This window comes from Streptomyces nanshensis (assembly GCF_001751255.1).
GTDB classification, from domain to species: Bacteria; Actinomycetota; Actinomycetes; order Streptomycetales; family Streptomycetaceae; genus Streptomyces; species Streptomyces nanshensis_A.
The window spans coordinates 1-24290 of sequence record NZ_LJGW01000468.1 but is presented as its reverse complement, the minus strand read 5'-3'; the positions used below and the strand labels follow the sequence as shown (position 1 = coordinate 24290).

Here is a 24290-nt window from a genome sequence, read left to right as displayed (position 1 = left end):
GGGTGCTGGCGGCGGCCGAACAGGCCGTCGTGGCGCTGCGTTCGGTCTTCGCCTGCGATCCGCGCCCGGAGACGATGCGCGGCCCGGTGCCCGCCGCCGACACCCTGCTGCGCGGCGGCTGCGGCAATCTGGCGGCGGTGCTGCACCGTACGGGCAGGGAGTGCTCCGTACGGCACGGCCTGCTCGTCGACGCGCTGCGCGCGGGGTGGGCGGGCGCGGGCCCGGTGACGGACCTGGTCACCGGGAGACCGGAGAACGCACCCGGCAGCCCCGGTGAGCCCGGCGGGCGCCAACGCACGGGCGCCGCGGGCCTGGTGAGCGCGTCCGTCCTGCACGGCGGTGAGGCCCGTACGCCCCTGGAGCGGCTGGGCGACGGGGAGTTGCGCTACGCCGCGCTGGCCCTGGTGCTGCTGACCGGTCCCGGTGTGCTGTCGATGGACCCCGTACGCGAGGTGCTGCCCGCCCGGCAGGCGCTGACCGTGCTCGCGGACGGCCTGGACCGCGGTCTGGACGTCCGGCAGGCCGCCGAACTGACCGCGCTTGCGGTACGGATGGGGGAGCGGGGACACGTGAGACTGCTCGCCGCGGTGAGCGAGGCGGGCCCGGTCGCGAGGGCGGTCGCGGAGGCCGCGGCGGGGGAGGGGGCGCGGTGCCCCGGAGTCGCCCTGGTAGACCTGGGGCGTGAGTGACAGCCCTTCCTCCCCCGCCGGCGGTGAGCCCGCGCGGCCACGCCCCGACGCCTCCGCCGCCCGCTCCGCCCCCGCCGGCCCCTGCGGACCGGACCTGACGGTCGCCCAACTCCAGCGCAGGCTCGCGGAGTTCGCCGCCGCCCGTGACTGGGGGCAGTACCACACGCCGAAGAACCTGGCCGCCGCGCTGAGCGTCGAGGCGGGCGAACTCGTCGAGATCTTCCAGTGGCTGACGCCCGAGGAGTCGGCCCGTGTGATGGAGTCGCCCGCCTCCGCGTACCGGGTCGAGGACGAAGTCGCCGACGTGCTCTCGTATCTGCTCCAGTTCTGCGAAGTGCTGGGCATCGACGTCCTGAAAGCGCTTGCCGCGAAGATCGAGCGGAACGAGAAGCGTTTCCCGAGTACCGGAAGCGGTCACTCTATGAAGTGACGAGAGTATTCGCGCAAGGCGGTATGTCCGAAATGGTCTCAATTCCCCCGGCTTACCTGCCTATTGGTGTCACTCTCCGTAGTGACATGTGGAGGGAGGTGGTGCAGTTGGATGCCGTGCATCTCATCAAGGCCACCCGGCACGCGCTCGCGGAATGCGAGTCCGTGGAGGAGATCGTTGCCGAATCCTGGCAGGTTCAGGCGCTCGCCGGGGCGATCGGGAGTCATCTCGCGGCGTGCGGACCGCAGTCGGTGCGGACCGAGGCCCGGGGGCTGGGCGAGACGGGACGTCAGGCGTGGCACGCCGCGGTCTCCTCCCCGGCGGGCCCCGGGGAGGCGCCCGAGGCGCGCGCCGACCGGCTCTCCCAGATCCAGGACCCCGAGTGCGCCCTGTCCGATCTGAGTGCACTGCTCGCGGAGGCGGGCGTCGCGCTCGTCCTCGTCGCGGTCTCCGCGCGGGAGGAAGGGCTGTACTGGCAGTGCATCGAGGCCATCGACGCGGCCGACGAGTCCCAGGACCGTGTGACGGGCATCCTGCGCAGACTGAAGACGCCGGAGCACGGCCCGGCGGCATGACGGCACGAAGCACGACGAGAGCACGACGAGGAGAGCACGACGGCACGACGCACGACGGCCGGTGGCGGCGGCCCGCGACGACGGCGGGCGGCCCGCCGCCACCGGGTCCGCGCGCACCCGCCCGTACCGCCGTACCCCGAGGGCCTGAGCGGAGGCGAGCGGCAGGTGAGGCAGGATGGCCCGCATGAGGCTGCGTGTATTCACCGAACCCCAGCAAGGGGCGAGCTACGAGACGCTGTTGCGGGTCGCGAAGGCCGCCGAGGACCTGGAATTCGACGCCTTCTACCGCTCCGACCACTATCTCGCCATGGGCGACGGGGACGGTCTCCCCGGCCCCACCGACGCCTGGATCACCCTGGCCGGACTGGCCCGTGAGACCAGCCGCATCAGACTGGGCACCCTCATGTCCGCCGCCACCTTCCGGCTGCCGGGGCCGCTGGCGATCCAGGTCGCACAGGTCGACGCCATGTCCGGCGGCCGGGTCGAACTCGGCCTGGGCACCGGCTGGTTCGAGCAGGAGCACGCCGCGTACGGCATCCCCTTCCCGAAGGAGAAGTTCGGACGCCTGGAGGAGCAGCTCGAGATCGTCACCGGGCTGTGGTCGACCCCGTACGGCGAGAGGTTCGGCTACGACGGCCGCTACTACACGCTGACGGACTCCCCGGCGCTGCCCAAGCCCGCCCAGGCCAAGGTGCCGGTGCTCATCGGCGGCCACGGCAGGACCCGTACGCCCGCCCTCGCGGCCCGTTTCGCCGACGAGTTCAACATCCCCTTCGCCTCGATCCAGGACAGCGAGCGGCAGTTCGCGCGGGTGCGCGCGGCGGCGGCCCAAGCGGGGCGCGACGAGGGGGAGATCACGCTGTCCAACGCGCTCGTGGTCTGCGTGGGCCGGGACGACGCGGAGGTGGCACGCCGCGCCGCCGCCATCGGACGGGACGTGGCGGAGCTGAAGGAGAACGGCCTGGCCGGCTCGCCCGCCGAGGTCGTCGACAAGATCGGCCGCTACGCGCAGACCGGTTCGTCGCGCATCTACCTCCAGCTCCTCGACCTCTCCGACCTGGACCATCTTCAGCTCGTCGCCGAGCAGGTGCGGCCCCAGCTCGCGTCGTGACCCGTCCCGCCGTCCCGCTGAGCACCGTGCTCGCGCGCGGTCCGCTCGTGCTGGACGGCGGGCTCTCCAACCGTCTGGAGGCCCAAGGCTGCGATCTGTCCGGGGAGTTGTGGACGGCGCGCCTGCTGCGCGAGGCCCCCGACCGGATCGAGGCCGCGCACGCGGCGTATGTACGGGCCGGGGCGCGGGTGCTGATCACCGCCAGCTACCAGGCGTCCTTCGAGGGGTTCGCACGGGCGGGCGCGGACCGGCGCGAGGCGGCGGGGCTCTTCCGCCGCAGCGTCGCGCTCGCCCGCACGGCGGCCGGACCGCACCCGGTGTGGGTCGCCGCCTCCGTGGGGCCCTACGGAGCGGTGCTCGCCGACGGCGGCGAATACCGCGGCCGTTACGGGCTGAGCGTGCGCGAGTTGACCGCCTTCCACCGTCCGCGGATCGAGGCGCTGGCCGAGGCGGAGCCCGACGTGCTCGCGCTGGAGACGGTGCCCGAGGCCGCCGAGGCGGAGGCGCTGCTGCGGGCGGCGGAGGGCTGCGGCGTCCCGGTGTGGCTGAGCTTCACCGCCGACGGGGGCCGTACACGGGCCGGGGAGCCGCTGGAGGAGGCGTTCGCGCTCGCGGCCGGCCGGAAGGAGGTCGTCGCGGTGGGCGTCAACTGCTGTGATCCCGCCGGTGCGGGGGCCGCGGTGCGCACCGCGGCGGAGGTGACCGGCAAGCCCGTCGTCGTCTATCCCAACAGCGGTGAGGAGTGGCACGCCGCTGCGGAAGGCGGGCGGAGCATGTGGCGGGGCTCGGGCTCCTGGTCGTCCGGCCTGGCCGCGGAGTGGGTCTCGGGCGGCGCCCGGCTGGTCGGCGGCTGCTGCCGTGTGGGCCCGGACCTCATCGCCGGGCTGGCGCGGGAACCGTCGCTCGGGGGAGCGGGCACGGACCAGCCGCGCTGAGCGCACGGGCCCGCCCGGGGCGTTTGCGCGGTCTTCGCGCAAACACTACGCGCGTCACGTCGGCCTCGGCGAGGATGGAGTCATGGGATTCCATGTCGACTCAGAGACCGGACGGCTGCGCCGCGTCATCCTGCACCGTCCCGACCTGGAGCTGAAGCGGCTCACGCCGACGAACAAGGACGATCTCCTCTTCGACGACGTGCTGTGGGTCCGCCGTGCCCGTCAGGAGCACGACGCCCTCGCGGACGCGCTGCGCGACCGCGGTATCGCCGTGCACCTCTTCGGCGATCTGCTCGCCGAGACGCTGGAGATCCCCGAGGCCCGCGCCCTCGTCCTGGACCGCGTCTTCCATGAGAACGAGTACGGGCCGCTGGCGACGGGCCATCTCCGCGCCGCCTTCGACCGGTTGCCCACGCGGGAGCTGACCGAGGCGCTGGTCGGCGGGATGACCAAGCGGGAGTTCCTGGAGGGGTACGAGGAGCCCGCGTCCGTCCGCTTCCATGTGATGGACCTGGACGACTTCCTGCTCCACCCGCTCCCCAACCACCTCTTCACCCGCGACACCTCCGCGTGGGTCTACGACGGCGTCTCGATCAACGCGATGCGCTGGCCCGCCCGGCAGCGCGAGACGGTGCACTTCGAGGCGATCTACCACCACCACCCGCTCTTCGCCGGGCCCGGGAGCCCCGCCTTCCACGTCTGGTCGGAGGGCCAGGGCGCCTTCCCCTCCACCATCGAGGGCGGCGACGTGCTGGTGATCGGCTCGGGCGCCGTGCTGATCGGGATGAGCGAGCGCACCACGCCGCAGGCCGTGGAGATGCTGGCGCGCGGGCTGTTCGCGGCGGGCTCGGCCCATACGATCGTGGCGCTCGACATGCCCAAGCGCCGCGCGTTCATGCACCTGGACACGGTGATGACGATGGTCGACGCCGAGACCTTCACCCAGTACGAGGGCCTGGGCATGCTCCGCTCGTACACCATCGAACCCGGCGGCAGCGCCAACGAGTTGAAGGTCACGGACCATCCGCCGGAGCACATGCACCGGGCCATCGCGGCGGCCCTCGGGCTGGACCATGTACGGGTGCTCACACCCACCCAGGACGTGCACTCCGCGGAGCGCGAGCAGTGGGACGACGGCTGCAACGTGCTGGCCGTCGAGCCGGGCGTCGTGCTCGCCTACGAGCGCAACGTCACCACGAACACCCATCTGCGCAAGCAGGGCATCGAGGTGCTGGAGATCCCCGGCAGCGAGCTGGGCCGGGGCCGTGGCGGTCCGCGGTGCATGAGCTGCCCGGTGGAGAGGGACCCGGTCTAGAACCTCTCCTGCGGGAGGCACCGGACGTACGGGAGGCGGGGAGCGCGCACGGGAGGCGGGGGACTTCCGCGTGCACGGCGGAAGCCCGCACCCACCACTGTATAGAGATTCAGGCATAAGTATAGAATTCCAGGTCGGACGTCGACGGACCCATGCCAGCGACCTAGGAGCCCTCATGGCGACAGACCTCACGGGCCGCCACTTCCTCAAGGAAGTGGACTTCTCCCCCGAGGAGTTCAGGCACCTGATCGATCTGGCCGCCGAGCTGAAGGTGGCCAAGAAGGCGGGCGCCGAGCAGCAGCGGCTGCGCGGCCGCACGATCGCGCTGGTCTTCGAGAAGACCTCCACGCGCACCCGCTGCGCCTTCGAGGTCGCCGCCGCCGACCAGGGCGCCGGCACCACGTATCTCGATCCGGGCGGCTCACAGCTCGGGCACAAGGAGTCCGTGCGGGACACCGCGCGGGTGCTGGGCAGGATGTACGACGGCATCGAGTACCGGGGCAGCGGACAGGCCGTCGTCGAGGAACTGGCCGCCTACGCGGGCGTCCCCGTCTACAACGGGCTGACCGACGACTGGCATCCCACGCAGATGCTCGCCGACGTCCTCACCATGACCGAGCACTGCCCCAAGCCGCTGGACGGCACCGCGTTCGCCTATCTCGGCGACGCCCGCAACAACATGGGCAACTCCTATCTGGTGACCGGCGCGCTGCTCGGCATGGACGTACGCATCGTCGCCCCGCGCGTGCTGTGGCCCGAGGAGGCCGTCGTCGCCCGGGCCCGCGCGCTCGCGGAGCGTACCGGCGCCCGGATATCCCTCACCGAGGACGTCGAAGAGGGCGTCGCGGCAACGGACTTCGTCGCCACCGACGTCTGGGTGTCGATGGGCGAACCGAAGGAGGTGTGGGACGAGCGCATCGCGCTGCTGCGTCCCTACGCCGTGACGACGGACGTGCTGCGCGCCACCGGCAACCCCGACGTGAAGTTCCTGCACTGCCTGCCCGCCTTCCACGACCTGGGCACGGCCATGGGCCGGGAGATCCACGCACGGCACGGCCTGGACTCCCTGGAGGTGACGGACGAGGTCTTCGAGTCCCGGCACTCCGTCGTCTTCGACGAGGCGGAGAACCGGATGCACACCATCAAGGCCGTCCTCGTCGCGACGCTGGCGGGGGACGGTGCGGCGTAGCCCTCCCGTACAACTCGCCCTAACCCTCCGGGTAGAAGAGGAACAGGGTGCAGCCCGTGGGGGAGTTGGGCACGTGCCACGAGCCCGCCGGTGCGTGCAGGAATGTACCCGCCGGATACTCGCGGGCGCCGTCGTGGAACGTGCCGCGGACGACGTAGACCTCCTCCGGGCCGGGCTCGTGGACGTCGCGGCGCGGCCACGACGTACCCGGGTCCATCTCCAGCAGATCGGCGTGCGCGCCGGACGGTCCCCGCCACAGCCGGCGCAGCCGGATGCCGGGGAAGAGCTCGCGGACGGGGGCTTCACCGGCGGCGACGGAGGTGTAGCCCTCCTGGTCGAGGATCTCTGGGTTCATGTCTCCCACCGTGCCGTGCGGGGACCCGGCGGGGCAGTGTCGGGGAAGACACCAGGGGGTACTTTTCTGCCGTGCATCGTGTGACGGCCCTCGTGCGGCCGGTGCAGTCGACGTTCGAACTCGGCTGCGCCGCCGAGGTGTTCGGCACGGCGCGGGACGGGGTGCCGCAGCACTACGCGTTCGGGGTGTGCACGGAGACGCCCGGTGCGGTGGAGACGTCCGCCGGGTATGCGATGTCCGTCGCGCAGGGGCTCGGGGCGCTGGAGTCCGCGGACACCGTGATCATCCCGGGCTGGCAGCCCGTGGAGGCGCCGCTCTCTCCCCGGGTGCGCCGCGCGCTGCTGAAGGCGCACGCCCGGGGCGCGCGGCTGGTGACGATCTGCTCCGGGGTGTTCGCACTGGCCCGCACGGGACTGCTGGACGGCCGCTCGGCCACCACGCACTGGGCGCGCGCCGACCGGCTGCGGCGGGAGTTCCCCCGGGTACGGGTGGAGCCGGACGCGCTCTACGTCGACCACGGCGACGTCGCCACGAGCGCCGGAGCGGGCGCGGGCCTCGACCTGTGTCTGCACCTCGTACGGCAGGACCACGGCGCCGGATACGCCGCCCTCCTCGCGCGCCACATGGTGATGCCGCCCCAACGCGACGGCGGGCAGGCGCAGTTCGTGCCGCAGCCGCCGCACACCGGACCGGACGCGCTGGACGGCCTGCTGGAGTGGGCCGGAGCGCACCTCGGGAAGCCGCTGTCGGTGGGCGACCTGGCCGCGTATCTCAGCGTCTCGCCCCGCACGCTGGCACGGCGCTTCGTCGGCCGGCTCGGCACCAGCCCCGGGGCGTGGCTGCTCTCCCGCCGTATCGCCGAGGCACGCACCCTCCTGGAGGAGACGGACCTCCCGGTCGAGGCGATCGCCTCCCGGGTCGGCCTCGCCTCGGCGGTCAATCTGCGCCGCCGCTTCCGTGCCCAGGTGGGTACGACGCCGGGCGCCTACCGGCGGGCGTTCCGGGTCCGGTGAACGGCGGGGTCCGCGGACACCGCGTCCCGTACGACCGGCCCGTACGGCGGGTACGGACGGGCGGGTACGGTCAGGCGTCCCGTGCGGCGAGCGCGGCCAGCATCCGCCGCTGATGCCGGTGGCCGACCGTCTCGTAACCGACGACGGTCACGAACGGGGCGAGCATCACCACCAGCAGACACACCGCGACCGGCACCCGCGCCGCCGCCATCCCCGTCGCGAGGCCCAGCACCGCGAGCGTGCCGGCGATCAGCAGCAGATGGAACCGGTCGCCCGCGGACAGCAGCAGCGTGTGCAGCAGATACACCGCCAGCAGGAACAGGCCGACGGGGAGGGCCAGCGACAGCACCACGCCGACCGGGCCCAGCTCCGAGTGGTGCTCCAAGTGCAGCCCCGCCACGTGGAGTCCGGCGCCCGAGGCGGCGATCGCGGCGAAGAGCGGGATGTGCCCGTAGCCGAAGAGGTAGCCGCGCCGGCGGCGGTGCACGAGGACGTCGCCGAACGGGGTCGCGAAGTACGTCCACCACATGCCGAACGTCAGTCCCGTCCCGGCGACGACGACCGCGATCGCGTCGCCGCTCCAGTGCGTACCGACCGCGCCGCCCAGCAGATCCCCGGACGAGGCGACCGTGCCCACGAGCCCCTCGCCGAGGGTGATGATCGCGAACAGGCTGTACCGCTCGGCGACATGGTGCGGATGCCACGGCGTCCCGCCCGCCTCGCCCTGGGTGAAGACGGGCAGCAGCAGCTCCAGTGCCCCGAGGACGACGACGGCTGGGACCAGGACGGCCAGCGGCGGGTAGGTGAACCCGACGGCCACCCAGCCGAGTTGAGCGAGCACCGTCCAGCGGATGTTGGCCCTGCCGACGTCGCGGAACGAGGGGGAGCCGCGGGCCACGCGCCACCACTGCGCCACCATCGCGACTCGCATCACCACGTACCCGATCACGATGATCCGCAGATCGAGACGGTCGCCCTCCTCGACCGAGTGGAACATCGACGGGAGGCCGAGCGAGAAGACGACGACACCGATCATCTGCACCATCGTCAGCGCCCGGTGCAGCCAGTCGTCGGTGCCGAACGCGGACGCGAACCAACTGAAGTTGATCCACGCGACGCTGATCGCGAACATCGCCAGCGTGAACGCGGCGACGCCCTGCGCCGCGTGGTCCTCGGCGACCAGCTCGGCCAGATGGTGCGCCGCGGAGCCGACGGCGACCACGAAGGTCAGGTCGAACAGCAGCTCCAGGGGAGTCGCCGTCCGTCCGCGCTCGTCGGGGTCGCGGCCGGCCATCGGCACCAGCCGGTGCGCGGGCCCGGTCCCGGGCCCGGCGTCGCCTGCGGTGTGTTCGGAGTCGCTCATGCGCGCATGATGCCGCATCGGGACCCCGTCCCTGCGGGGGTGGGCGGCGGGCGGCGGGGTGTACGGCGTGGTCGGGACGGTACTGCTGCCCCGATGTCCCGAATCCCCCCGGGCGCCGCCGACGGCGGTTCACAGAGAACTCACAAGGTCGATGTCCACCATGCGCGGCACGCAAGGGAGTTCAGGATCCGAGAGGAGGGCCGGATGCCCACGGGCAAGCGTCTTCATCGCAAGGGCCAGGGGCGCCGCCGCATCGGCCGCACGGCCGCCGCGGGGCTGTGTCTCGCCGTCAACGCGGCGCTGCTGACGTCGTGTTCGGCGATCGGGGGCACGGACGCGCAGGACGCGGCGGATTCGTCGTCCGCAGGCAGCGCCGAGGGGAAGGGCGGCAAGCCCAACATCGTGCACGTACAGACCGACGACCTGTCGGAGAATCTCGTGCGGTACATGCCGCACGTACGGCAGATGCAGAGGGACGGGGCGACGTTCTCGCACTTCTTCGTCACCGACTCGCTGTGCTGCCCGTCCCGTTCGACCGGTCTCACGGGGCAGTATCCGCACAACACCGGCGTCTTCACCAACAACGGGAACGACGGCGGCTACGGCGCCTTCATGAAGAAAGGCAACGAGAAGAAGTGCTTCGCGCCCGCACTTCAGGACGCCGGCTACCGGACCGGATTCATGGGCAAGTACCTCAACGGCTATCAGCCCGCCGACGAGAACGGCACGTCGAAGCCCTATGTGCCGAAGGGCTGGGACGAATGGGACGTCGCCGGCAACGGCTATCCGGAGTTCGACTACGACCTCAACGAGAACGGGCACGTCAAGCACTACGGACATGAGCCGGAGGACTATCTGACGGACGTGCTGTCGAAGAAGGCGGCGTCGTTCGTCGACTCCTCGTCCGGGGCGAAGAAGCCGTTCATGCTCCAGATCAATCCCTTCGCGCCGCATTCGCCCTCGACCCCCGCGCCCCGGGACAAGGACGCGTACCCGTCGGTGAAGGCGCCCCGCACGACGGCGTACGACAAGGCGGCGACGCCGGCTCCCGAGTGGCAGAAGGATCTGAAGCCGCTCACCGCACAGGAGAAGCGGCAGATCGACCGCAAGTTCGCCAAGCGGGTGCGTTCCGTGCAGGCCGTGGACAAGATGATCGGCGATCTCCAGGAACAGTTGAAGAAGAAGGGGCTCGCGGACGAGACCTATGTCGTCTTCGGCTCGGACAACGGCTTCCACATGGGCGAACACCGGCTGCGTCCCGGCAAGCAGACCGCCTACGACACGGACATCAACGTGCCGTTGACCGTCACGGGCCCGGCGGTGCCGTCGGGCGAGAAGATCCCGGAGATGGCGGAGAACACCGATCTCAACCCCACGTTCCTCGACATGGCGGCGGTGAAGCCGCCGTCGTCCGTCGACGGCAGCAGCCTCCTGGATCTGCTGCGCGGCGGACGGGAGGAGGACTGGCGTGAATCCGTCCTGGTGGAGCACCACAACGCGAAGTCCAGGAAGGGGGATCCGGACGCCGCACCGTCCAAGAACCACGGGGATCCGCCGAGTTACGAGGCTCTGCGGACCGCGGACTCGCTGTACGTCGAATACGCGGGCGGCGACCGGGAGTTCTACTCCATGACGTCCGACCCCGAGCAGTTGCGGAACCGGATCTCCTCGCTGCCGGACGAACGCCGCGACGAACTCCACGACACCCTGGGCGACTTGAAGAGCTGTCAGGGTTCGGAGAGCTGCCGCAAGGCGTCCCGCGTGGACGAGTAGCGGCAGACGAACAGCGCCAGACGAATAGCGGAAGGGGTCCGGCCCGGCGGGATGCGCCCGCCCGGGGGCGGCGGTCAGCCGCCGGGCGGGGCGCGGGCGCCGTCCCCAACTCCCCGGCGTCTGCGGGGTCTTCGGCCCCTGACGGCCAGCGGGCCACCTTCCGTACGCGTCCTAGCCGTGCAGCGCCAGATAGGGCGCGAGCGCCAACAGGGTGCCCGCGAGCGCGTACTTGAGCTGTCGTACGGGGACGGCGTGCGCGATCTTCCAGCCGATCAGGACGCCCGCCAGCTCCGGGACGCCGACCAGGGCCGCGAGCGCCCAGTCGATCGAACCGTGCGCCAGATATCCCAGCGTCCCGGCGCCGGCGATGACCACGGACTGCGCCTGCGCGGCGGCCAGCGCGGGCAGCAGCGGGACGCCGCAGACGACCAGCAGCGGCACGCTCAGCATCGGGCCGCCGAGTCCGAAGAGTCCCGCGGCGACGGAGACGACCAGCCCGACGGCGGTCGTGAGGACGGGGTGGAGGTCTCTGCCGCCGTGCTCGGGGCCGCCGTGCTCGGAGCCGCCGTGCTCAGAACTGCCGTGCTCGGAGCGGCCGTTCCCCTCGCCGCCCGCGGCTCCGGCGCCGGCCGCCGCCGAGGACGTACGGTGCTCCCGCACCCACACCAGCACGCCGGTCAGCGCGACGGCGGACGCCAGCAGGATCGCGAACACCCGCCCGCCGACAAGGGTGTTGAACAGCACGCCCAGCGGCGCGCCCACAAGGGCGGTGGCCGAGAGGAGGAGGGCCGTGCGGCGCGTACGGGCCTCGCGGAGCTGGCCGGAGCGCGTGTAGGCCACGGTGCCCAGGGCGCCGGTCGCGACATGCGTGGCGATGGCCGTGCCCGCGACGCCGGACGGGGAGAGCGGCGTCAGCAGGAACATCCCGATGGTGGGCAGCACACCGCCCGGACCCACCGCCGTGATGCCGATGCCGCCCAGCAGCCCGAAGAGCGCCAGCAGCACGAGTATCAGCGGGTCCGCATCCATCGCCTCTCTCCTCCGCCTCGTCGCCCGGCCCGACCGCCCGACCGCCGACCGCCCGCCCGCGGTTCCGCTCCGCGGCCGCCGTTCCACGGCTCCGTACCCGCCGTGACCGGCGACCACGGTAGCCGCACCCCGCCGCCCGGTCCCGTCCCGGTGGCGCCCCGGCACCCCCTCGCCCTCGGCACCCCTCGCTCCGGGCTCCGCCCGCCCCGTATCGCCCCACCCGTACGTCTATCGCGCACCCGTGACGGCAGTCACGAACCGGTGATACGTTCACGGGGTGCCGTCGCAGGCGTCGCGAAGGAGGCCCCCGTCATGAGCAGTTCAGCTCCGAGCCGCGCCGTCCGCGGCGCCGCGCCCGGCCCGCGCCGCCGTGCTCCGCGCACCGGAGCCCGCTCATGAGCCCCTACACGGGTTCGGCCGAGCCGACCCGCGCCTGGCAGCACATCCGCGTCACCGAGGACGACGGCGTCGTCACCGTCACCCTGGCCCGACCGGCGCGGCTCAACGCGCTGACCTTCGGTGCCTACGCCGATCTGCGCGACCTGCTCGCCGAGCTGTCGCGCGAGCGCGGCGCACGCGCCCTGGTGCTCGCCGGTGAGGGCCGCGGTTTCTGCTCCGGCGGCGACGTCGAGGAGATCATCGGCGCGACCCTGGACGCCGACACCGCGCAGCTTCTGGACTTCAACCGCATGACGGGCCAGGTCGTACGGGCGCTGCGCGAGGCGCCGTTCCCCGTCGTCGCCGCCGTCCACGGGGTGGCCGCGGGAGCCGGTGCCGTGCTGGCGCTGGCGTCCGACTTCCGGGTCGCGGACCCCACCGCGCGCTTCTCGTTCCTCTTCACGAAGGTCGGCCTCTCCGGCGGCGACATGGGCGCCGCCTATCTGCTGCCGCGCGTCGTCGGCCTCGGCCACGCCACCCGCATCCTGATGCTGGGCGAGCCCGTACGGGCGCCGGAGGCCGAACGCATCGGCCTCATCAGCCGGTTGACCGACGAGGGCGAGGCGCACTCGGCCGCCGCCGAGCTGGCGCGCACCCTCGCCGACGGGCCCGCGCTGGCCCTTGCGCAGACCAAGGCGCTGCTCACCGCCGAGCTGGATCTGCCGCTGTCGGCGGCCGTCGAGATGGACGCGGCGACGCAGGCGCTGCTGATGCACAGCGACGACTACGCCGAGTTCCACGCGTCGTTCAGCGAGAAGCGCCCGCCGAAGTGGCAGGGGAAATGAGATGAGCCGGGGGCCCGGGAACGGCACCGCCGGCATGCGCGTCGCCGTCGTCGGGGGCGGCCCCGGCGGGCTGTACGCGGCGGCGCTGCTCAAGCGCCTGGATCCCGCCCGCAGCGTCACCGTCCACGAACGCAACGCCCCCAATGACACGTTCGGCTTCGGCGTCGTCCTCTCCGACGAGACCCTCGGCGGCATCGAGCACGCCGACCCGGCCGTCTACGCCGCGCTCCGGCGGGAGTTCGTGCGCTGGGACGACATCGACATCGTGCACCGCGGGCACACCCTCACCTCCGGCGGCCACGGCTTCGCCGCGCTCGGCCGCCGCCGGCTGCTGGCCGTGCTGCACGAACGCTGCCGCGAACTGGGGGTCGAGCTGCGCTTCCGCAGCGAGGCGCCGCCGCCGGAGCGACTGGCCGCAGAGAACGACCTGGTGGTCGCCGCCGACGGTGTGCACAGCACGACCCGCGACGCCTTCGCCCACGCCTTCCGGCCGCGGGTGACCACACACCGCTGCCGCTACATCTGGCTCGCCGCCGACTTCGCGCTCGACGCCTTCCGTTTCGAGATCGCCGAGACCGCGCACGGCGTGCTCCAACTCCACGCCTACCCCTACGAGCGCGCCGACGAGTCCGGCCCCGGCGCCTCCACCGTCATCGTCGAGGCCCGCGAGGAGGTCTGGCGCGCCGCCGGGCTGGACCGGCTCGACGAGCGCGGCTCGGCCGAGCGGTGCGCGAAGCTCTTCCCCGAGACCCTCGGCGGACGGCCGCTGCGCGGCAACAACTCGCAGTGGATCGCCTTCCGTACGGTCGTCAACGAGCGCTGGTCGCACGGGAACACGGTGCTCCTCGGCGACGCCGCGCACACCGCGCACTTCTCCATCGGCTCCGGCACCAAGCTCGCCGTCGAGGACGCCCTCGCCCTCGCCGCCTGCGTCGAGGAGCAGCCGGACCTGCCCTCGGCGCTCGCCGCGTACGAGGCGGAGCGGCGTCCCGTCGTGCTCTCCACGCAGCGCGCGGCGCGCGGCAGCCTGGAGTGGTTCGAGGACCTGGCGACCTACACCGGGCAGCCGCCGCGGCAGTTCGCGTTCAATCTGCTCACGCGCAGCCGCCGCGTCACCCACGACAATCTGCGGCTGCGCGACGCGGAGTTCGTCGCCGGGGTCGAGTCCGAGGCGGGCGTGCCGGCGGGCACGCCGCCGATGTTCACGCCGTTCCGGCTGCGTGGACTGACCCTGCGCAACCGGGTCGTGGTCTCCGCGATGGACATGTACTCGGCGCAGCAGGACGGAGACGGAGACGGAGACGGGAACGGGAACGGGGACGGGGACGGACGGGGCGGTGTGCCCGGCGACTTCCACCTCGTCCATCTGGGCGCCCGCGCGCTGGGCGGCGCGGGCCTGGTGATGACGGAGATGGTCTGCGTCTCGCCCGACGGCCGCATCACACCCGGCTGTACGGGGCTGTGGACGGGGGAGCAGGAGGCGGCCTGGGGCCGTGTCACACGCTTCGTGCACGAGCAGTCGCCCGGTACGGCGGTCGGCGTCCAGATCGGGCACTCGGGCCGCAAGGGCTCGACGAAGGTCATGTGGAAGGGCATCGACGAGCCGCTGCCGCACGGCAACTGGCCGCTGGTGGCGCCCTCGCCGCTGCCGTACCGCGAGGGCGTCAACCAGGTGCCGCACGCCCTGACCGCCGCCGGACTGGCCGCCGTACGGGAGGAGTTCACCGACGCGGCGCGCCGCGCCGCCCGTGCCGGCTTCGATCTGCTCGAACTGCACTGCGCGCACGGCTACTTGCTCTCCAGCTTCCTCTCCCCGCTGACCAACCGCCGTACCGACGCCTACGGCGGCGACGTCGAGGCACGACTCCGGTTCCCGCTGGAGGTCTTCGACGCGGTGCGCGAAGTCTGGCCCGCCGAGCGGCCGTTGACCGTACGCGTGTCCGCGACCGACTGGGCCGAGGGCGGCATCACACCCGAGGAGTCGCTGCGCGTGGCCGCCGCCTTCGCCGAGCACGGCGCCGACGCCCTCGACGTCTCCACCGGGCAGGTCGTCGCCGACGAACGTCCCGACTTCGGGCGCTCCTACCAGACCCCGTACGCCGACCGGATCCGCAACACCGTCGGCGTCCCGGTCGTCGCCGTGGGCGCCATCTCCTCGTGGGACGACGTCAATTCGCTGCTGCTCGCGGGCCGCGCCGACCTGTGCGCGCTGGGCAGACCGCATCTGTACGACCCGCACTGGACGCTGCACGCGGCGGCCGACCAGGGCTACGAGGGGCCGGGCGCCCCGTGGCCGCTGCCCTACCGGGCGGGCAGCCGCAAGCCGCCGACGGGACGTACGGACGCACCGAAGCCGCGGCTGGCGCTCTGACCAAGCTGCTCAGGCCAGGCCGCGCACACGGACTGCTCACGCCGGGCGGCTCACAGCGGGCAGGGCGTCATCTGCGGTAGGTGTCCCGGTCCGGGTTCCAGTCCTCGTCGAACCAGCGGTCGTCCGGACCGCGCCTGTTGCCGACGATCGCCGCGATCGGCGGGATCACCAGCGCCACGACGCACAGTCCGACCGCGGCGGGGACCGAGATCAGACGCACGAACGCCCAGGCGCTGACGAAGAGCACCAAGCACGTCGTCATCAGCACGAAGTAACTTCTGCGCCGTCGTGCGTACATACTTCAAGGGTATTGCGCCCGCGCCGGAACGACAGGCCCCCAGGTCAGGCCGTACCGGCGCCACCGAACGAGCCCGCCGGTGCGGTCCCGGCCGCCGCCGCGAAGCCCTGGGCGAAGGCGCGTCCCGGTTCGCGCAGCCGCTCGTGGAGCGCGAAGAAGACCTCCGCGGAGCGCTCGCCGGGCCAGTCCTCCGGCAGCAGCGACGCGGGGAGCCCGGGGTCGGCGTAGGGGAGGCGGCGCCAGGCGTCGAGGGCGGGGAGATAGTCCCGGTACGCCTCCTCCGCGGGCGTACCGCGCCGCTTCCGCCACGCACGCAGCACCGGTTCGTGCACCTCCAGGAAGGAGCGGTGCATCGCCGCCAGCGCGTCGAGGTCCCACCAGCGTGCGACCGCCTCCGCCGTCGGCTCGAAGCCCACATGCGTGCCGGTGAACAGGTCGACGTACGGCGTGAGTCCGAGCCGTCCCAGGCTGTGCCGCGTCTCCTCCTCCAGGTGCGACGGGCCGATCCAGATGCCCGGTGCGGCGTTGCCGAAGCCGAGCCGCACCAGCCGGGAGCGGAGTATGTGGCGGCGGCCCCGCTCGCTCTCCGGCACGGAGAAGACGGCCAGCAGCCAGCTCCCGGACGGCACCGGGCGGGCGTAGACGCGGCGGTCGCCGTCCTCCAGAAGCTCCCGCCCGGCCTCCGAGGGCGCGTAGCCGGCCGCCTTGCTGCCGGGCCGCTCGGCGGTCAGCAGCCCGCCGCGCTTGAGCCGGGAGACGGCCGACCGTACGGACGGGGCGTCGACGCCGACGGCGCCCAGCAGCCGGATCAGCGCGGCGATCGGCACCGTACTGCCGGGGAAGGCCCGCCCGTACGCCCCGTAGAAGGTGAGGATGAGGGAGCTCGGCGAGGTCCTGGCGGGGGGTGCGGGGGCGGGCTGCTGCGGATTCACGCGGTCACTCTANCTAGGGTCTGTCTGACAAAGGGCGTCGTGCGCAGTCTGGCGTGGGCGGCGGTGTCTGGTGCGTGCGGTCGCAAGGCGGAGGAGGAGAGCGCAGCGGGCTGCGCCGACGATCGACAACGCAACGAACGTGCGTGCCAGGCGCCGCCGCCCAGACGAGATTTGTCAGACAGACCCTAGGGCGCGTGCGCGCGGCGCCGTCCGGGCCGCCTTCACGCGGGCCCTCACCCGGGCCCTCACGCGGGCGCCTCCTCGGCCGCCTCCGGCGTGGACGCGCCTGGCGGTGCGGCGGTGCGGGTCTCCGGCCGCCGTGCGGGATCCCGGCCGGCCTCCCGCAGCACGTACCGCTGGAGCTTCCCGGTCGCCGTGCGCGGCAGCGCGTCCGCGAAGACGAACTCGCGGGGGCACTTGTACGGGGTCAACTCCCCGGTGGCGAAGGCGTGCAGGGCGTCGGCCGTCGCGTCCGTGCCCGCCGCGCCCTCGCGGAGGACGACGTGGGCGACGACGACCTGGCCGCGCTGTTCGTCGGGGCGTCCGACGACGGCCGCCTCCGCGACGTCCGGGTGGCGCAGCAGGACCTCCTCGACCTCGGGGCCCGCGATGTTGTAGCCCGCCGAGACGATCATGTCGTCGGCGCGTGCGACGTACCGGAAGTAGCCGTCGGCGTCGCGGACATAGGTGTCGCCGGTCAGGTTCCAGCCGTCGCACACGTACTCGCGCTGTCTCGGGTCCGCGAGATAGCGGCAGCCCACGGGGCCGCGCACCGCGAGCAGTCCCGGTTCGCCGTCCGGCAGCGGTGTGAGGCGCGGCCCGCCGTTCCCGTCCGCGTCTCCGTCCCCGTTTACGTCTCCGTCGCCGCCCGCGGCGTCGTCGTCACGGCGTACGACGCGGGCCTCGAAGCCCGGCACCGCGAAGCCCGTGGCACCGGCGCGGGCGTCCTCGTCGGCGGCGGAGACGAAGATGTGGAGCATCTCGGTCGCGCCGATCCCGTTGATCAGCCGCAGGCCCGTTCTCTCCCGCCACGCCTCGTAGGTCGCGGCCGACAGATTCTCGCCCGCGGAGACACAGCGGCGCAGTGACGAGATGTCGTACGGACGCTCCCGGCCCTCCGGTGTGCCGTCGAGCTTCGCGAGCATGCCCCGGTAGGCGGTCGGAGCGGTGAATAGGGCGGTCACACGGTGCCGTTCGACCGCGGCGAGCATCTGCTCCGGGCCGCTGCGCTGTCCGAGCAGCGCGGCGGCGCCCGCCCGCAGCGGGAAGATCACCAGGCCGCCGAGGCCGAAGGTGAAGCCGAGCGGAGGACTGCCCGCGAACAGGTCGTCGGGCGTGGGACGCAGCACGTGCGCGGAGAAGGTGTCCGCGACGGCGAGCACGTCGCGGTGGAAGTGGACGCAGCCCTTGGGCCGTCCCGTCGTGCCCGAGGTGAAGGCGATCAGCGCGACGTCGTCCGCCGCGGTCGGCACCGCCTCGTAGCGCTCGGGCTGCGAGGCGCACAGCGTCAGCAGGTCCTCGGGCCCGTCGCCGCCGAAGGGCGTCACACGCAGCCCGGGTATGTCCGCCTTCGTCAGCTCCTCCAGGGAGCCGGCGTCGCACAGCGCGTGGCCGACCTGTCCCAGTTCGCACACGGTGCGCAGTTCGTGTGCGCGCTGTGCGGCGAGCACCGTCACGGCGACCGCGCCCGCCTTCATCACCGCGAGCCAGCAGGCCGCCAGATGAGGGGAGTTGGGGCCGCGCAGCAGGACGCGGTTGCCCGGTACGACGCCCAGCTCACCGGTCAGGACATGGGCGATGCGGTCGACGCGTGCGCGCAGTCCGCCGTAGCTCCAGCACGCGCCGTCGTCGGCGCGGAGGGCGGGACGCCCGGCGCCGTACCGCTCCGCGGAGCCGTCGAGCAGCTCCGCACCGCAGTTGAGGCGGTCGGGGTAGCGCAGCTCGGGACGGTCGAAGACCAGGTCGGGCCACTGCGCGGCCGGGGGCAGACGGTCACGGGCGAAGGTGTCGACGTGTGCGGACGGGCTCAGTTGCATCGCTGCCCCCCCTCGGGGGTTGGCCGGTGCCGGTGTCGCCGGTGTGCGGTTGAGCGTAACGTGTCCGTGACGACAGTCAACGGTCCGCGATAGAGGATCAGCGACCGCCGACCGGCGGCCGTTCGATCAGCGTCCGCCAGCAGCCCGCCGTCCGGAGGTGCCCCGCCGATGCCCGCGTTCGCACTGGACCCCGAGCAGCTCGCATGGTGCGAGGAGCTGCGCTCGCTCGGCGCCCGTGAGCTGCGTCCCCTCGCCGAGGCCGGCGAGGAGGGCCGCATCAACCGCCCGCTGGTCGCCGCGCTCGGCGAACTCGGCCTGCTGGAGCGGCTGTTCGCGCCGGACGGGCGCCCGGCGAGCGCGCTCGACCTGTGTCTGCTGCGCGAGTCCCTCGCCTACTCCTGTACGGAGGCCGAGACGGCGCTCGCCCTCCAGGGCCTGGGCGCCGGCCCCGTCGCCCTCGCGGGCACGGACGCGCAGCGCGGGCGGTGGCTCGGCGAGGTGACGTCCGGGCGGGCGGTCGCCGCCTTCGCGCTGAGCGAGCCGGGCGCGGGCAGCGACGCGGCGGCGCTGGCACTGCGCGCCGAACCGGACGGGGGAGGGGACGGCGGGGGCTGGCGGCTGACCGGCAACAAGACATGGATCTCCAACGCCCCCGGCGCCGACGTCTTCACCGTCTTCGCCCGTACGACGCAGGGCGCGGGCTCCCGCGGCGTGACGGCGTTCCTCGTACCGGCGGGACGACCCGGACTCGGCGGCGAGGCGCTGGAGATGCTCTCGCCGCATCCGATCGGCACCCTCGTCTTCGACGGCGTACGCGTCTCCCGGGACGACGTGCTCGGCGAGGTGGACGGCGGATTCGGCGTCGCGATGCGGACGTTGAACCTCTTCCGGCCGAGCGTCGGCGCGTTCGCGACGGGCATGGCGCAGGCGGCGCTGGACGCGGCCGTCGAACACGCGGGCACACGGGCCGCGTTCGGCGGGACGCTGCGCGATCTCCAGGCCGTCTCGCACCAGTTGGCGGAGACCGCGACCCGGATCGAGGCGGCACGGCTGCTGGTGTACGCGGCGGCAGCGGCGTACGACCGTGGCGAGCCGGACATCGCACGGCGCGCGGCCATGGCGAAGCTGCTGGCCACCGAGACCGCGCAGCAGGCCGTGGACACCGCCGTGCAGATCCACGGGGCGGCGGCGCTGCGGCGCGGACATCTCCTCGAACACCTCTACCGCGAGGTCCGCGCGCCCCGCATCTACGAGGGCGCCAGCGAAGTGCAGCGCTCGATCATCGCGAAGGAGCTCTACAGGTGACCGCAGCCGACGACCGCGCAGGCGCAGGCGCAGGCGCAGGCGCAGGCGATGGCGGCGGCGGCGCAGCGCCGTCGTCGGATCCCCGTCCGCACATCGAGCGCACCAACCCGCCCCGGCTCTCGCCGCCCACCGGCTTCTCGCACGCCGTCACCGCGACCGGCTCACGCATCGTCTTCCTCGCGGGGCAGACGGCGCTGAACGCCGAGGGGACGATCGTCGGGACCACGCTCACCGAGCAGTTCGAACTGGCGCTGACCAACTTGCTGACGGCGCTGGAGGCTTCGGGCGGCACGCCCGCGGAGCTGACCCGGGTCACCGTCTACACGACCGACGTGGCGGCGTACCGGACCGAGGCCCGCGGCCTGGGCGCCGTCTGGCGCCGCCACGCGCGCCGCGACTATCCGGCGATGGCCGTCATCGGCGTCTCCCGGCTGTGGGACGAGGAGGCGCTGGTGGAGCTGGACGGCATCGCGGTGCTGCCGTGAGGGGCGGGACGAGCGGGGGACGGCGATGGGGCCTGACGGGTGGCCGGCCGCCCCGGCCACCCGCCTCGCGGCGGACCGCAGTCCCTGCGCTCAGCCCTTGCCGTCGGTGCGCTCGTAGCTCAGCAGCGGCTTCGGCGGATCACCCAACTCCATGAGCTTCAGGGGCCCGTCGGCGTCCGGCGCCGTGAAGAACGTCTCGTACAGCTCGGGCGGGCAGTTCTTCGTCTCCTTGCCCTTCTCGACCGTGAAGTCCCGCAACTCCACGGAGTCGTCGGACTTCTCGGTGACCGGGCCGCTGCCCACGCACTGCGCGCCCTTGAGGGTCTCGACGGTCGCCGAGGGCCGCTTGCCCTCGGACGTCTGCTGGAACGTGACGCGGCTGGAGCCGTCCTCGGCCTCCCAACTGCCCACCAGATGCTCGGGGATGGGCTTGTAGACGTCGGAGGGCTCCCCGAATCCCTTGCCCTTCTTCCACGTCAGGGTGGTCGTTCCGTCCCACCGCTTGTCCACGAAGCGCACCTCGTCTCCGCCGTCGTAGATCTTGGCGGGAGGCCAGCCGTCGAAGCCCTCGGTGAGGTCGGTGTCCCAGGCGGTGAGATGTCCGGTGCCCACCGCGGCGACGGACTCCTGCGGCGGTTCGCCGTCCGAGCAGTACAGGCCCCAGTCGGCCGTCACCGTGACCGTGCCGCCGTGTGCGCGGGCGTCGATGCCCTGGCAGTGCTCGGTCTTCGTCTTGTGGACCGTCCGCGGCGCGGACCAGTCACCGCCACCGGCGGCGCGGTGACGTTCGACGAGCCCCTTGCCGTCCGCGTACTTCAGGGAGACACGGCGCTTGTCCTTGAGCTCGATCACGATGTGATCGTCGCCCTCGCCGATCACCTTGGAGTCGATCTTCTCCGGCGTCCCGGCCGCCGCCGGGGACGGCGACTCCGTCGCATAGACGGTCGTCACGTAGCAGCCGGCGGCCACCACGGCCAGGGCCGCGGCTCCGGCGAGCGTGCTCGCACGCTTCGAACTCATCTTTCCCTCTCCGTCAGCGAACGGCCGCGGCGGCGGACGGAATTCGTGCGGACCGAGTGCGGTCCCGCCGGGCACGTGTCCGCGGCCGGCCCCCGTGAGTGGCCCGACGGGCCTGCCCTTGCGCTGACTTGCTCGATGATTCTCCGTCCGGCCGGACCGCTGCCTGCGTCACGGGCGCGGGGGAGTGGTCTGCTCCGCCGTACCCGGCCGGCCGTCCCGGGAGAGACGCCGGGCGCGTACGAACGGTTGCGGACGAACGGTTGCGGACGGATACGGCCCTTCGGTGACGGCCCTTCGGTGACCGGCACGGGTCGTCCGCGGGCGGAACCGGGACGAGCCGGACGCCGTCCTGCTTCACTGAAGATCCCCGTCGTCCTCGTAACAGACCGCCGGAAAGGCCGAGTTGTGCGCTCCTTCCTCTCCTCCCGTGCCCCGCTGGCCGCAGCGGTCCGCCCTTCCCGCCGCATGCTGCTGGCCGCCGGCGCCGGGGGCCTCCTGGCCGCCTCGTGTGCGCCCGGCGACGCGGAGGACGACGCGCCGCGCTCGCGGCCGAGCCCCCAAGCCGAGGAGGTCGCACGGGGGTTGCGGAAGCTGGAGCGTCAACACTCCGCCCGCGTGGGGGTGTTCGCGCGCAACATGCGCACCGGTACGACGCTGGTCCACCGCGCGGACGAGCGCTTCCCCCTCTGCTCCACCTGGAAGCCGCTCGCCGTGGCGGCCGTCCTCGCGGGACGCGGCAAGGGCGCCGGCAAGGGCGCCGGCAAGAGCGACGGCGAGGACGGCGCCGGGGACGGGGGAGAGGCGCTGCTCGACGCCCGCGTCCGCTACTCCGAGGACGATCTGGAGGAGCACTCGCCCGTCACCGGCACGCGCGAACACCTCGACCACGGCATGACCCTCGGGCAGCTCTGCGACGCCGCCGTACGCCAGAGCGACAACACCGCCGCCAACCTCCTGCTGCGTGAACTGGACGGCCCGGCGGGCGTCACCCGCTTCTGCCGCTCCCTCGACGACCGCGTCACCCGCCTCGACCGGTGGGAGACCGAGCTGAACTCGGCCGAGCCCGGGCGCACGGAGGACACCACCTCGCCGCGGGCCGTCGCGCGGACGTACGCGCGTCTCGTACTCGGCGACGCCCTGGAGCCGCCGCAGCGCCGCCGGTTGACGGACTGGCTGAAGCGCAACACCACCGGCGACGACAGTCTGCGCGCCGGGCTGCCCGAGGGCTGGAGCATCGGCGAGAAGACCGGCTCCGGCGCCTACGGCACCAACAACGACGTGGGAGTCGCCTGGGCCGGGAAGGACCGTACGCCCGTCGTCCTGGCCGTCTACACCACCAAGCACTCCGCCGGCGCCGAGCCCGACTACCCGCTGATCGCCGCGGCGACGCGGCTGCTGTGCCCCTCGCTCGTCTGACGGCTGCGGGCCCCGCGCCCTGTCCACCGCCTACGGGCCGAAGCCGAAGTCGCCGTGCAGCGCCTCCACTTCGGCGTACGGGGGCACGGCGCCGCCCTCCTGCGTCCCGTCCGCCGGGCCGTCCGGCCCCGCGATCGCGCAGGCCAGCTCCACCGCGCGTCCCAGCGCCGCGCGGTAGAGCAGCGAGCCGAGGCTGACGCGGGCCGCGCCCGACGCCGTGAGGGCGTCCCAGGTGTGATGCGCGGGCGAGTACAGCACGTTGAGCGGTGTCGTCCCCAACTCCCCGGCGAGCGCGGCGATCTCGTCCGCCGCCACCAGCCCCGGCACGAACACGCCGTCCGCTCCGGCCCGTACGTACGCGGTGCATTTGCGCAGGGCACCGGCGGTCGTGGGGTCGGTACCGAGCCAGTGGGTGTCGGTGCGGGCGTTGACGAAGAGGTACGGCGCGGCCTCCTTGAGCGCGGTCACCTTCGCCGCGTGCAGCGCGGGATCCGTCAGGGTGCCGTCGCCGCGTCCGTCCTCGACGTTGACCCCGGCGACCCCCGCCCGCGCCAACTCCGCGCCGAGCGCGGCCACTTCGGCGGGGTCGTCGCTGAAGCCGCCCTCGACGTCGACGCTGACCGGCACCGGCAGCCGCGCCAGTCCCCGGCCCAGCTCCAGGGTCTCCCCGCGTGCCGCGCCGCTGCCGTCGGGCAGCCCCGCCGCGGCGGCGATCCCGAGGCTCGTCGTCCCGACCGCGGGGAAGCCGCGCCGGTGGAGGGCCGCGGCCGAGGCGTGGTCCCAGGCGTTGGGCAGCAGCAGCGGGCGTGTGCCGTGATGGAGCGCCCGGAAGGCCCGGAACCGCTCGTACGCGCCGTCCGCCCCGCGCGTCGCACCCTCCGGCGTCCCGTTCGTCGCCCCGCCCGTCATCCCGTTCTCCGCCCCGCTCACGCCGCCGTCTCCTGCCCGTACGGGCGCGCGTACTCCTCGGGCCGCAGGCCCAGCAGCTCCGCCAGCCCCTGCGCGCCGGGCCCGGTGACTCTCAACGCCCGCCTGCTGCCGATGTGTTCGCACCAGCCCCGCTCCAGTACGTACGTACAGAGGGCGGCGCCCGCACGGCCCGCGAGATGCGGACGGCGTTCCGTCCAGTCCAGGCAGGAGCGCGCCATCGGACGGCGGCTGCCCGGGCGCGCGGAGAGGTCGAGGCCCAGTTCGCCGAACCAGGCCAGGCCCGCGTCCGTCACGGAGAAGCCCGTCGACTCCTGGAGCAGTCCGCGGCGCAGCAGCGCGTCCGTCACGCTCACGCCGAGGGCGCCCGCCAGATGGTCGTAGCAGGTGCGGGCCCGCGCCATCGCCGCGCCCGCCGACGCGGCACGCAGACCGCGCGGCGGTGCGGGAGCGCCCGCGTGCGCGGCGAGGTCCTCCAGGAGCTGTGAGACGTGCGGTCC

General features: G+C 73.1%; 21 protein-coding genes and 2 pseudogenes. 14 read left to right on the top strand and 9 right to left on the bottom strand.

Going from position 1 to position 24290, the window contains the following annotated elements; genetic code table 11:
- From AN218_RS37150 to argF, 7 genes and pseudogenes are all read left to right on the top strand, one after another.
- Positions 1 to 689, top strand: a pseudogene (locus tag AN218_RS37150) (ATP-binding protein); the annotation flags it as partial.
- A 94-nt stretch (positions 690 to 783) separates the two neighbouring features.
- Positions 784 to 1119 (top strand): nucleotide pyrophosphohydrolase, encoded by a 336-nt coding sequence (locus AN218_RS28645; protein WP_070020019.1) that lies wholly within the window; start codon positions 784 to 786, stop codon positions 1117 to 1119.
- A 98-nt stretch (positions 1120 to 1217) separates the two neighbouring features.
- Positions 1218 to 1694 (top strand): DUF6099 family protein, encoded by a 477-nt coding sequence (locus AN218_RS28640; protein ID WP_338059648.1) that lies wholly within the window; start codon positions 1218 to 1220, stop codon positions 1692 to 1694.
- A 184-nt stretch (positions 1695 to 1878) separates the two neighbouring features.
- Positions 1879 to 2805 carry an LLM class F420-dependent oxidoreductase gene (locus tag AN218_RS28635; RefSeq protein WP_070020017.1) on the top strand — a complete coding sequence of 309 codons (927 nt, stop codon included), beginning with the start codon at positions 1879 to 1881 and terminating at the stop codon, positions 2803 to 2805.
- Positions 2802 to 3740, top strand: coding sequence for a homocysteine S-methyltransferase (gene mmuM / locus AN218_RS28630; protein ID WP_070020009.1), 939 nt, complete (start codon positions 2802 to 2804; stop codon positions 3738 to 3740). The genes AN218_RS28635 and mmuM overlap by 4 nt, the downstream gene beginning before the upstream one ends.
- A gap of 82 nt (positions 3741 to 3822) precedes the next feature.
- Positions 3823 to 5055 carry an arginine deiminase gene (locus tag AN218_RS28625; RefSeq protein ID WP_070020008.1) on the top strand — a complete coding sequence of 411 codons (1233 nt, stop codon included), beginning with the start codon at positions 3823 to 3825 and terminating at the stop codon, positions 5053 to 5055.
- A 175-nt stretch (positions 5056 to 5230) separates the two neighbouring features.
- Complete coding sequence (gene argF, locus AN218_RS28620) at positions 5231 to 6244, top strand: ornithine carbamoyltransferase (RefSeq protein WP_070020007.1); 1014 nt, start codon at positions 5231 to 5233, stop codon at positions 6242 to 6244.
- A gap of 19 nt (positions 6245 to 6263) precedes the next feature.
- Here the strand turns inward: argF and AN218_RS28615 are convergent, their stop codons facing one another.
- A complete protein-coding gene (locus AN218_RS28615; RefSeq protein WP_070020006.1) occupies positions 6264 to 6599 on the bottom strand; it encodes a cupin domain-containing protein in 336 nt (111 codons plus the stop codon).
- A gap of 71 nt (positions 6600 to 6670) precedes the next feature.
- On the opposite strand from AN218_RS28615, the gene AN218_RS28610 reads away from it, so the two are divergent.
- Complete coding sequence (locus AN218_RS28610; RefSeq protein WP_070020005.1) at positions 6671 to 7612, top strand: GlxA family transcriptional regulator; 942 nt, start codon at positions 6671 to 6673, stop codon at positions 7610 to 7612.
- A 70-nt stretch (positions 7613 to 7682) separates the two neighbouring features.
- On the opposite strand, the gene AN218_RS28605 is transcribed toward AN218_RS28610, so the two are convergent.
- Positions 7683 to 8975: a low temperature requirement protein A gene (locus tag AN218_RS28605; RefSeq protein ID WP_070020016.1), complete on the bottom strand. Its 1293-nt coding sequence runs from the start codon at positions 8973 to 8975 to the stop codon at positions 7683 to 7685.
- 204 nt (positions 8976 to 9179) lie between these two features.
- Between AN218_RS28605 and AN218_RS28600 the strand changes: the two genes are divergently transcribed.
- The gene (locus AN218_RS28600; protein WP_079132694.1) at positions 9180 to 10748 is read left to right on the top strand and encodes a sulfatase family protein; all 1569 of its coding nucleotides are present in this window, start codon (positions 9180 to 9182) and stop codon (positions 10746 to 10748) included.
- Positions 10749 to 10919: 171 nt separating this feature from the next.
- Here AN218_RS28600 and AN218_RS28595 read toward each other — a convergent pair whose 3' ends face one another.
- On the bottom strand, positions 10920 to 11777 hold the full coding sequence (locus AN218_RS28595) for a sulfite exporter TauE/SafE family protein (protein ID WP_070020004.1): 858 nt from the start codon (positions 11775 to 11777) through the stop codon (positions 10920 to 10922).
- 395 nt (positions 11778 to 12172) lie between these two features.
- Between AN218_RS28595 and AN218_RS28590 the strand changes: the two genes are divergently transcribed.
- Complete coding sequence (locus tag AN218_RS28590; RefSeq protein ID WP_070020003.1) at positions 12173 to 13000, top strand: enoyl-CoA hydratase family protein; 828 nt, start codon at positions 12173 to 12175, stop codon at positions 12998 to 13000.
- Position 13001: 1 nt separating this feature from the next.
- The gene (locus tag AN218_RS28585; protein ID WP_079132692.1) at positions 13002 to 15371 is read left to right on the top strand and encodes a bifunctional salicylyl-CoA 5-hydroxylase/oxidoreductase; all 2370 of its coding nucleotides are present in this window, start codon (positions 13002 to 13004) and stop codon (positions 15369 to 15371) included.
- Between the two features lie 67 nt (positions 15372 to 15438).
- Here AN218_RS28585 and AN218_RS28580 read toward each other — a convergent pair whose 3' ends face one another.
- From AN218_RS28580 to AN218_RS28570, 3 genes are all read right to left on the bottom strand, one after another.
- A complete protein-coding gene (locus AN218_RS28580; RefSeq protein WP_070020002.1) occupies positions 15439 to 15669 on the bottom strand; it encodes a DUF3099 domain-containing protein in 231 nt (76 codons plus the stop codon).
- Positions 15670 to 15713: 44 nt separating this feature from the next.
- Positions 15714 to 16601, bottom strand: coding sequence for a PaaX family transcriptional regulator (locus tag AN218_RS28575; RefSeq protein ID WP_070020001.1), 888 nt, complete (start codon positions 16599 to 16601; stop codon positions 15714 to 15716).
- Between the two features lie 245 nt (positions 16602 to 16846).
- Positions 16847 to 18637: an AMP-binding protein gene (locus tag AN218_RS28570; RefSeq protein ID WP_070020000.1), complete on the bottom strand. Its 1791-nt coding sequence runs from the start codon at positions 18635 to 18637 to the stop codon at positions 16847 to 16849.
- A gap of 168 nt (positions 18638 to 18805) precedes the next feature.
- Between AN218_RS28570 and AN218_RS28565 the strand changes: the two genes are divergently transcribed.
- Together AN218_RS28565 and AN218_RS28560 are read left to right on the top strand one after the other, a co-directional pair.
- Complete coding sequence (locus tag AN218_RS28565; RefSeq protein ID WP_070019999.1) at positions 18806 to 19942, top strand: acyl-CoA dehydrogenase family protein; 1137 nt, start codon at positions 18806 to 18808, stop codon at positions 19940 to 19942.
- 92 nt (positions 19943 to 20034) lie between these two features.
- Positions 20035 to 20427, top strand: coding sequence for a RidA family protein (locus AN218_RS28560; RefSeq protein WP_070020013.1), 393 nt, complete (start codon positions 20035 to 20037; stop codon positions 20425 to 20427).
- 90 nt (positions 20428 to 20517) lie between these two features.
- On the opposite strand, the gene AN218_RS35720 is transcribed toward AN218_RS28560, so the two are convergent.
- Positions 20518 to 21447 carry a hypothetical protein gene (locus AN218_RS35720; protein WP_070019998.1) on the bottom strand — a complete coding sequence of 310 codons (930 nt, stop codon included), beginning with the start codon at positions 21445 to 21447 and terminating at the stop codon, positions 20518 to 20520.
- A gap of 465 nt (positions 21448 to 21912) precedes the next feature.
- On the opposite strand from AN218_RS35720, the gene bla reads away from it, so the two are divergent.
- Positions 21913 to 22863 carry a class A beta-lactamase gene (bla, locus tag AN218_RS28550; RefSeq protein ID WP_070020012.1) on the top strand — a complete coding sequence of 317 codons (951 nt, stop codon included), beginning with the start codon at positions 21913 to 21915 and terminating at the stop codon, positions 22861 to 22863.
- Positions 22864 to 22893: 30 nt separating this feature from the next.
- Here the strand turns inward: bla and AN218_RS28545 are convergent, their stop codons facing one another.
- Positions 22894 to 23793: an isocitrate lyase/PEP mutase family protein gene (locus tag AN218_RS28545; RefSeq protein WP_244900789.1), complete on the bottom strand. Its 900-nt coding sequence runs from the start codon at positions 23791 to 23793 to the stop codon at positions 22894 to 22896.
- A pseudogene (locus tag AN218_RS37145) lies at positions 23790 to 24290 on the bottom strand (transcriptional regulator); the annotation flags it as partial. The gene AN218_RS28545 and the pseudogene AN218_RS37145, both read right to left, overlap by 4 nt.

Bases quoted from the DNA above. Each gene is read 5' to 3' on its own strand.
- AN218_RS28625 (WP_070020008.1), top strand. From the start codon at position 3,823: ATGGGATTCCATGTCGACTCAGAGACCGGACGGCTGCGCCGCGTCATC.
- AN218_RS28585 (WP_079132692.1), top strand. From the start codon at position 13,002: ATGAGCCGGGGGCCCGGGAACGGCACCGCCGGCATGCGCGTCGCCGTC.
- AN218_RS28635 (WP_070020017.1), top strand. From the start codon at position 1,879: ATGAGGCTGCGTGTATTCACCGAACCCCAGCAAGGGGCGAGCTACGAG.
- AN218_RS35720 (WP_070019998.1), bottom strand. From the start codon at position 21,447: ATGAGTTCGAAGCGTGCGAGCACGCTCGCCGGAGCCGCGGCCCTGGCC.
- AN218_RS28605 (WP_070020016.1), bottom strand. From the start codon at position 8,975: ATGAGCGACTCCGAACACACCGCAGGCGACGCCGGGCCCGGGACCGGG.
- argF (WP_070020007.1), top strand. From the start codon at position 5,231: ATGGCGACAGACCTCACGGGCCGCCACTTCCTCAAGGAAGTGGACTTC.
- bla (WP_070020012.1), top strand. From the start codon at position 21,913: ATGCTGCTGGCCGCCGGCGCCGGGGGCCTCCTGGCCGCCTCGTGTGCG.
- AN218_RS28615 (WP_070020006.1), bottom strand. From the start codon at position 6,599: ATGAACCCAGAGATCCTCGACCAGGAGGGCTACACCTCCGTCGCCGCC.
- AN218_RS28565 (WP_070019999.1), top strand. From the start codon at position 18,806: ATGCCCGCGTTCGCACTGGACCCCGAGCAGCTCGCATGGTGCGAGGAG.
- AN218_RS28570 (WP_070020000.1), bottom strand. From the start codon at position 18,637: ATGCAACTGAGCCCGTCCGCACACGTCGACACCTTCGCCCGTGACCGT.
- AN218_RS28590 (WP_070020003.1), top strand. From the start codon at position 12,173: ATGAGCCCCTACACGGGTTCGGCCGAGCCGACCCGCGCCTGGCAGCAC.
- AN218_RS28580 (WP_070020002.1), bottom strand. From the start codon at position 15,669: ATGTACGCACGACGGCGCAGAAGTTACTTCGTGCTGATGACGACGTGC.
- AN218_RS28600 (WP_079132694.1), top strand. From the start codon at position 9,180: ATGCCCACGGGCAAGCGTCTTCATCGCAAGGGCCAGGGGCGCCGCCGC.
- AN218_RS28595 (WP_070020004.1), bottom strand. From the start codon at position 11,777: ATGGATGCGGACCCGCTGATACTCGTGCTGCTGGCGCTCTTCGGGCTG.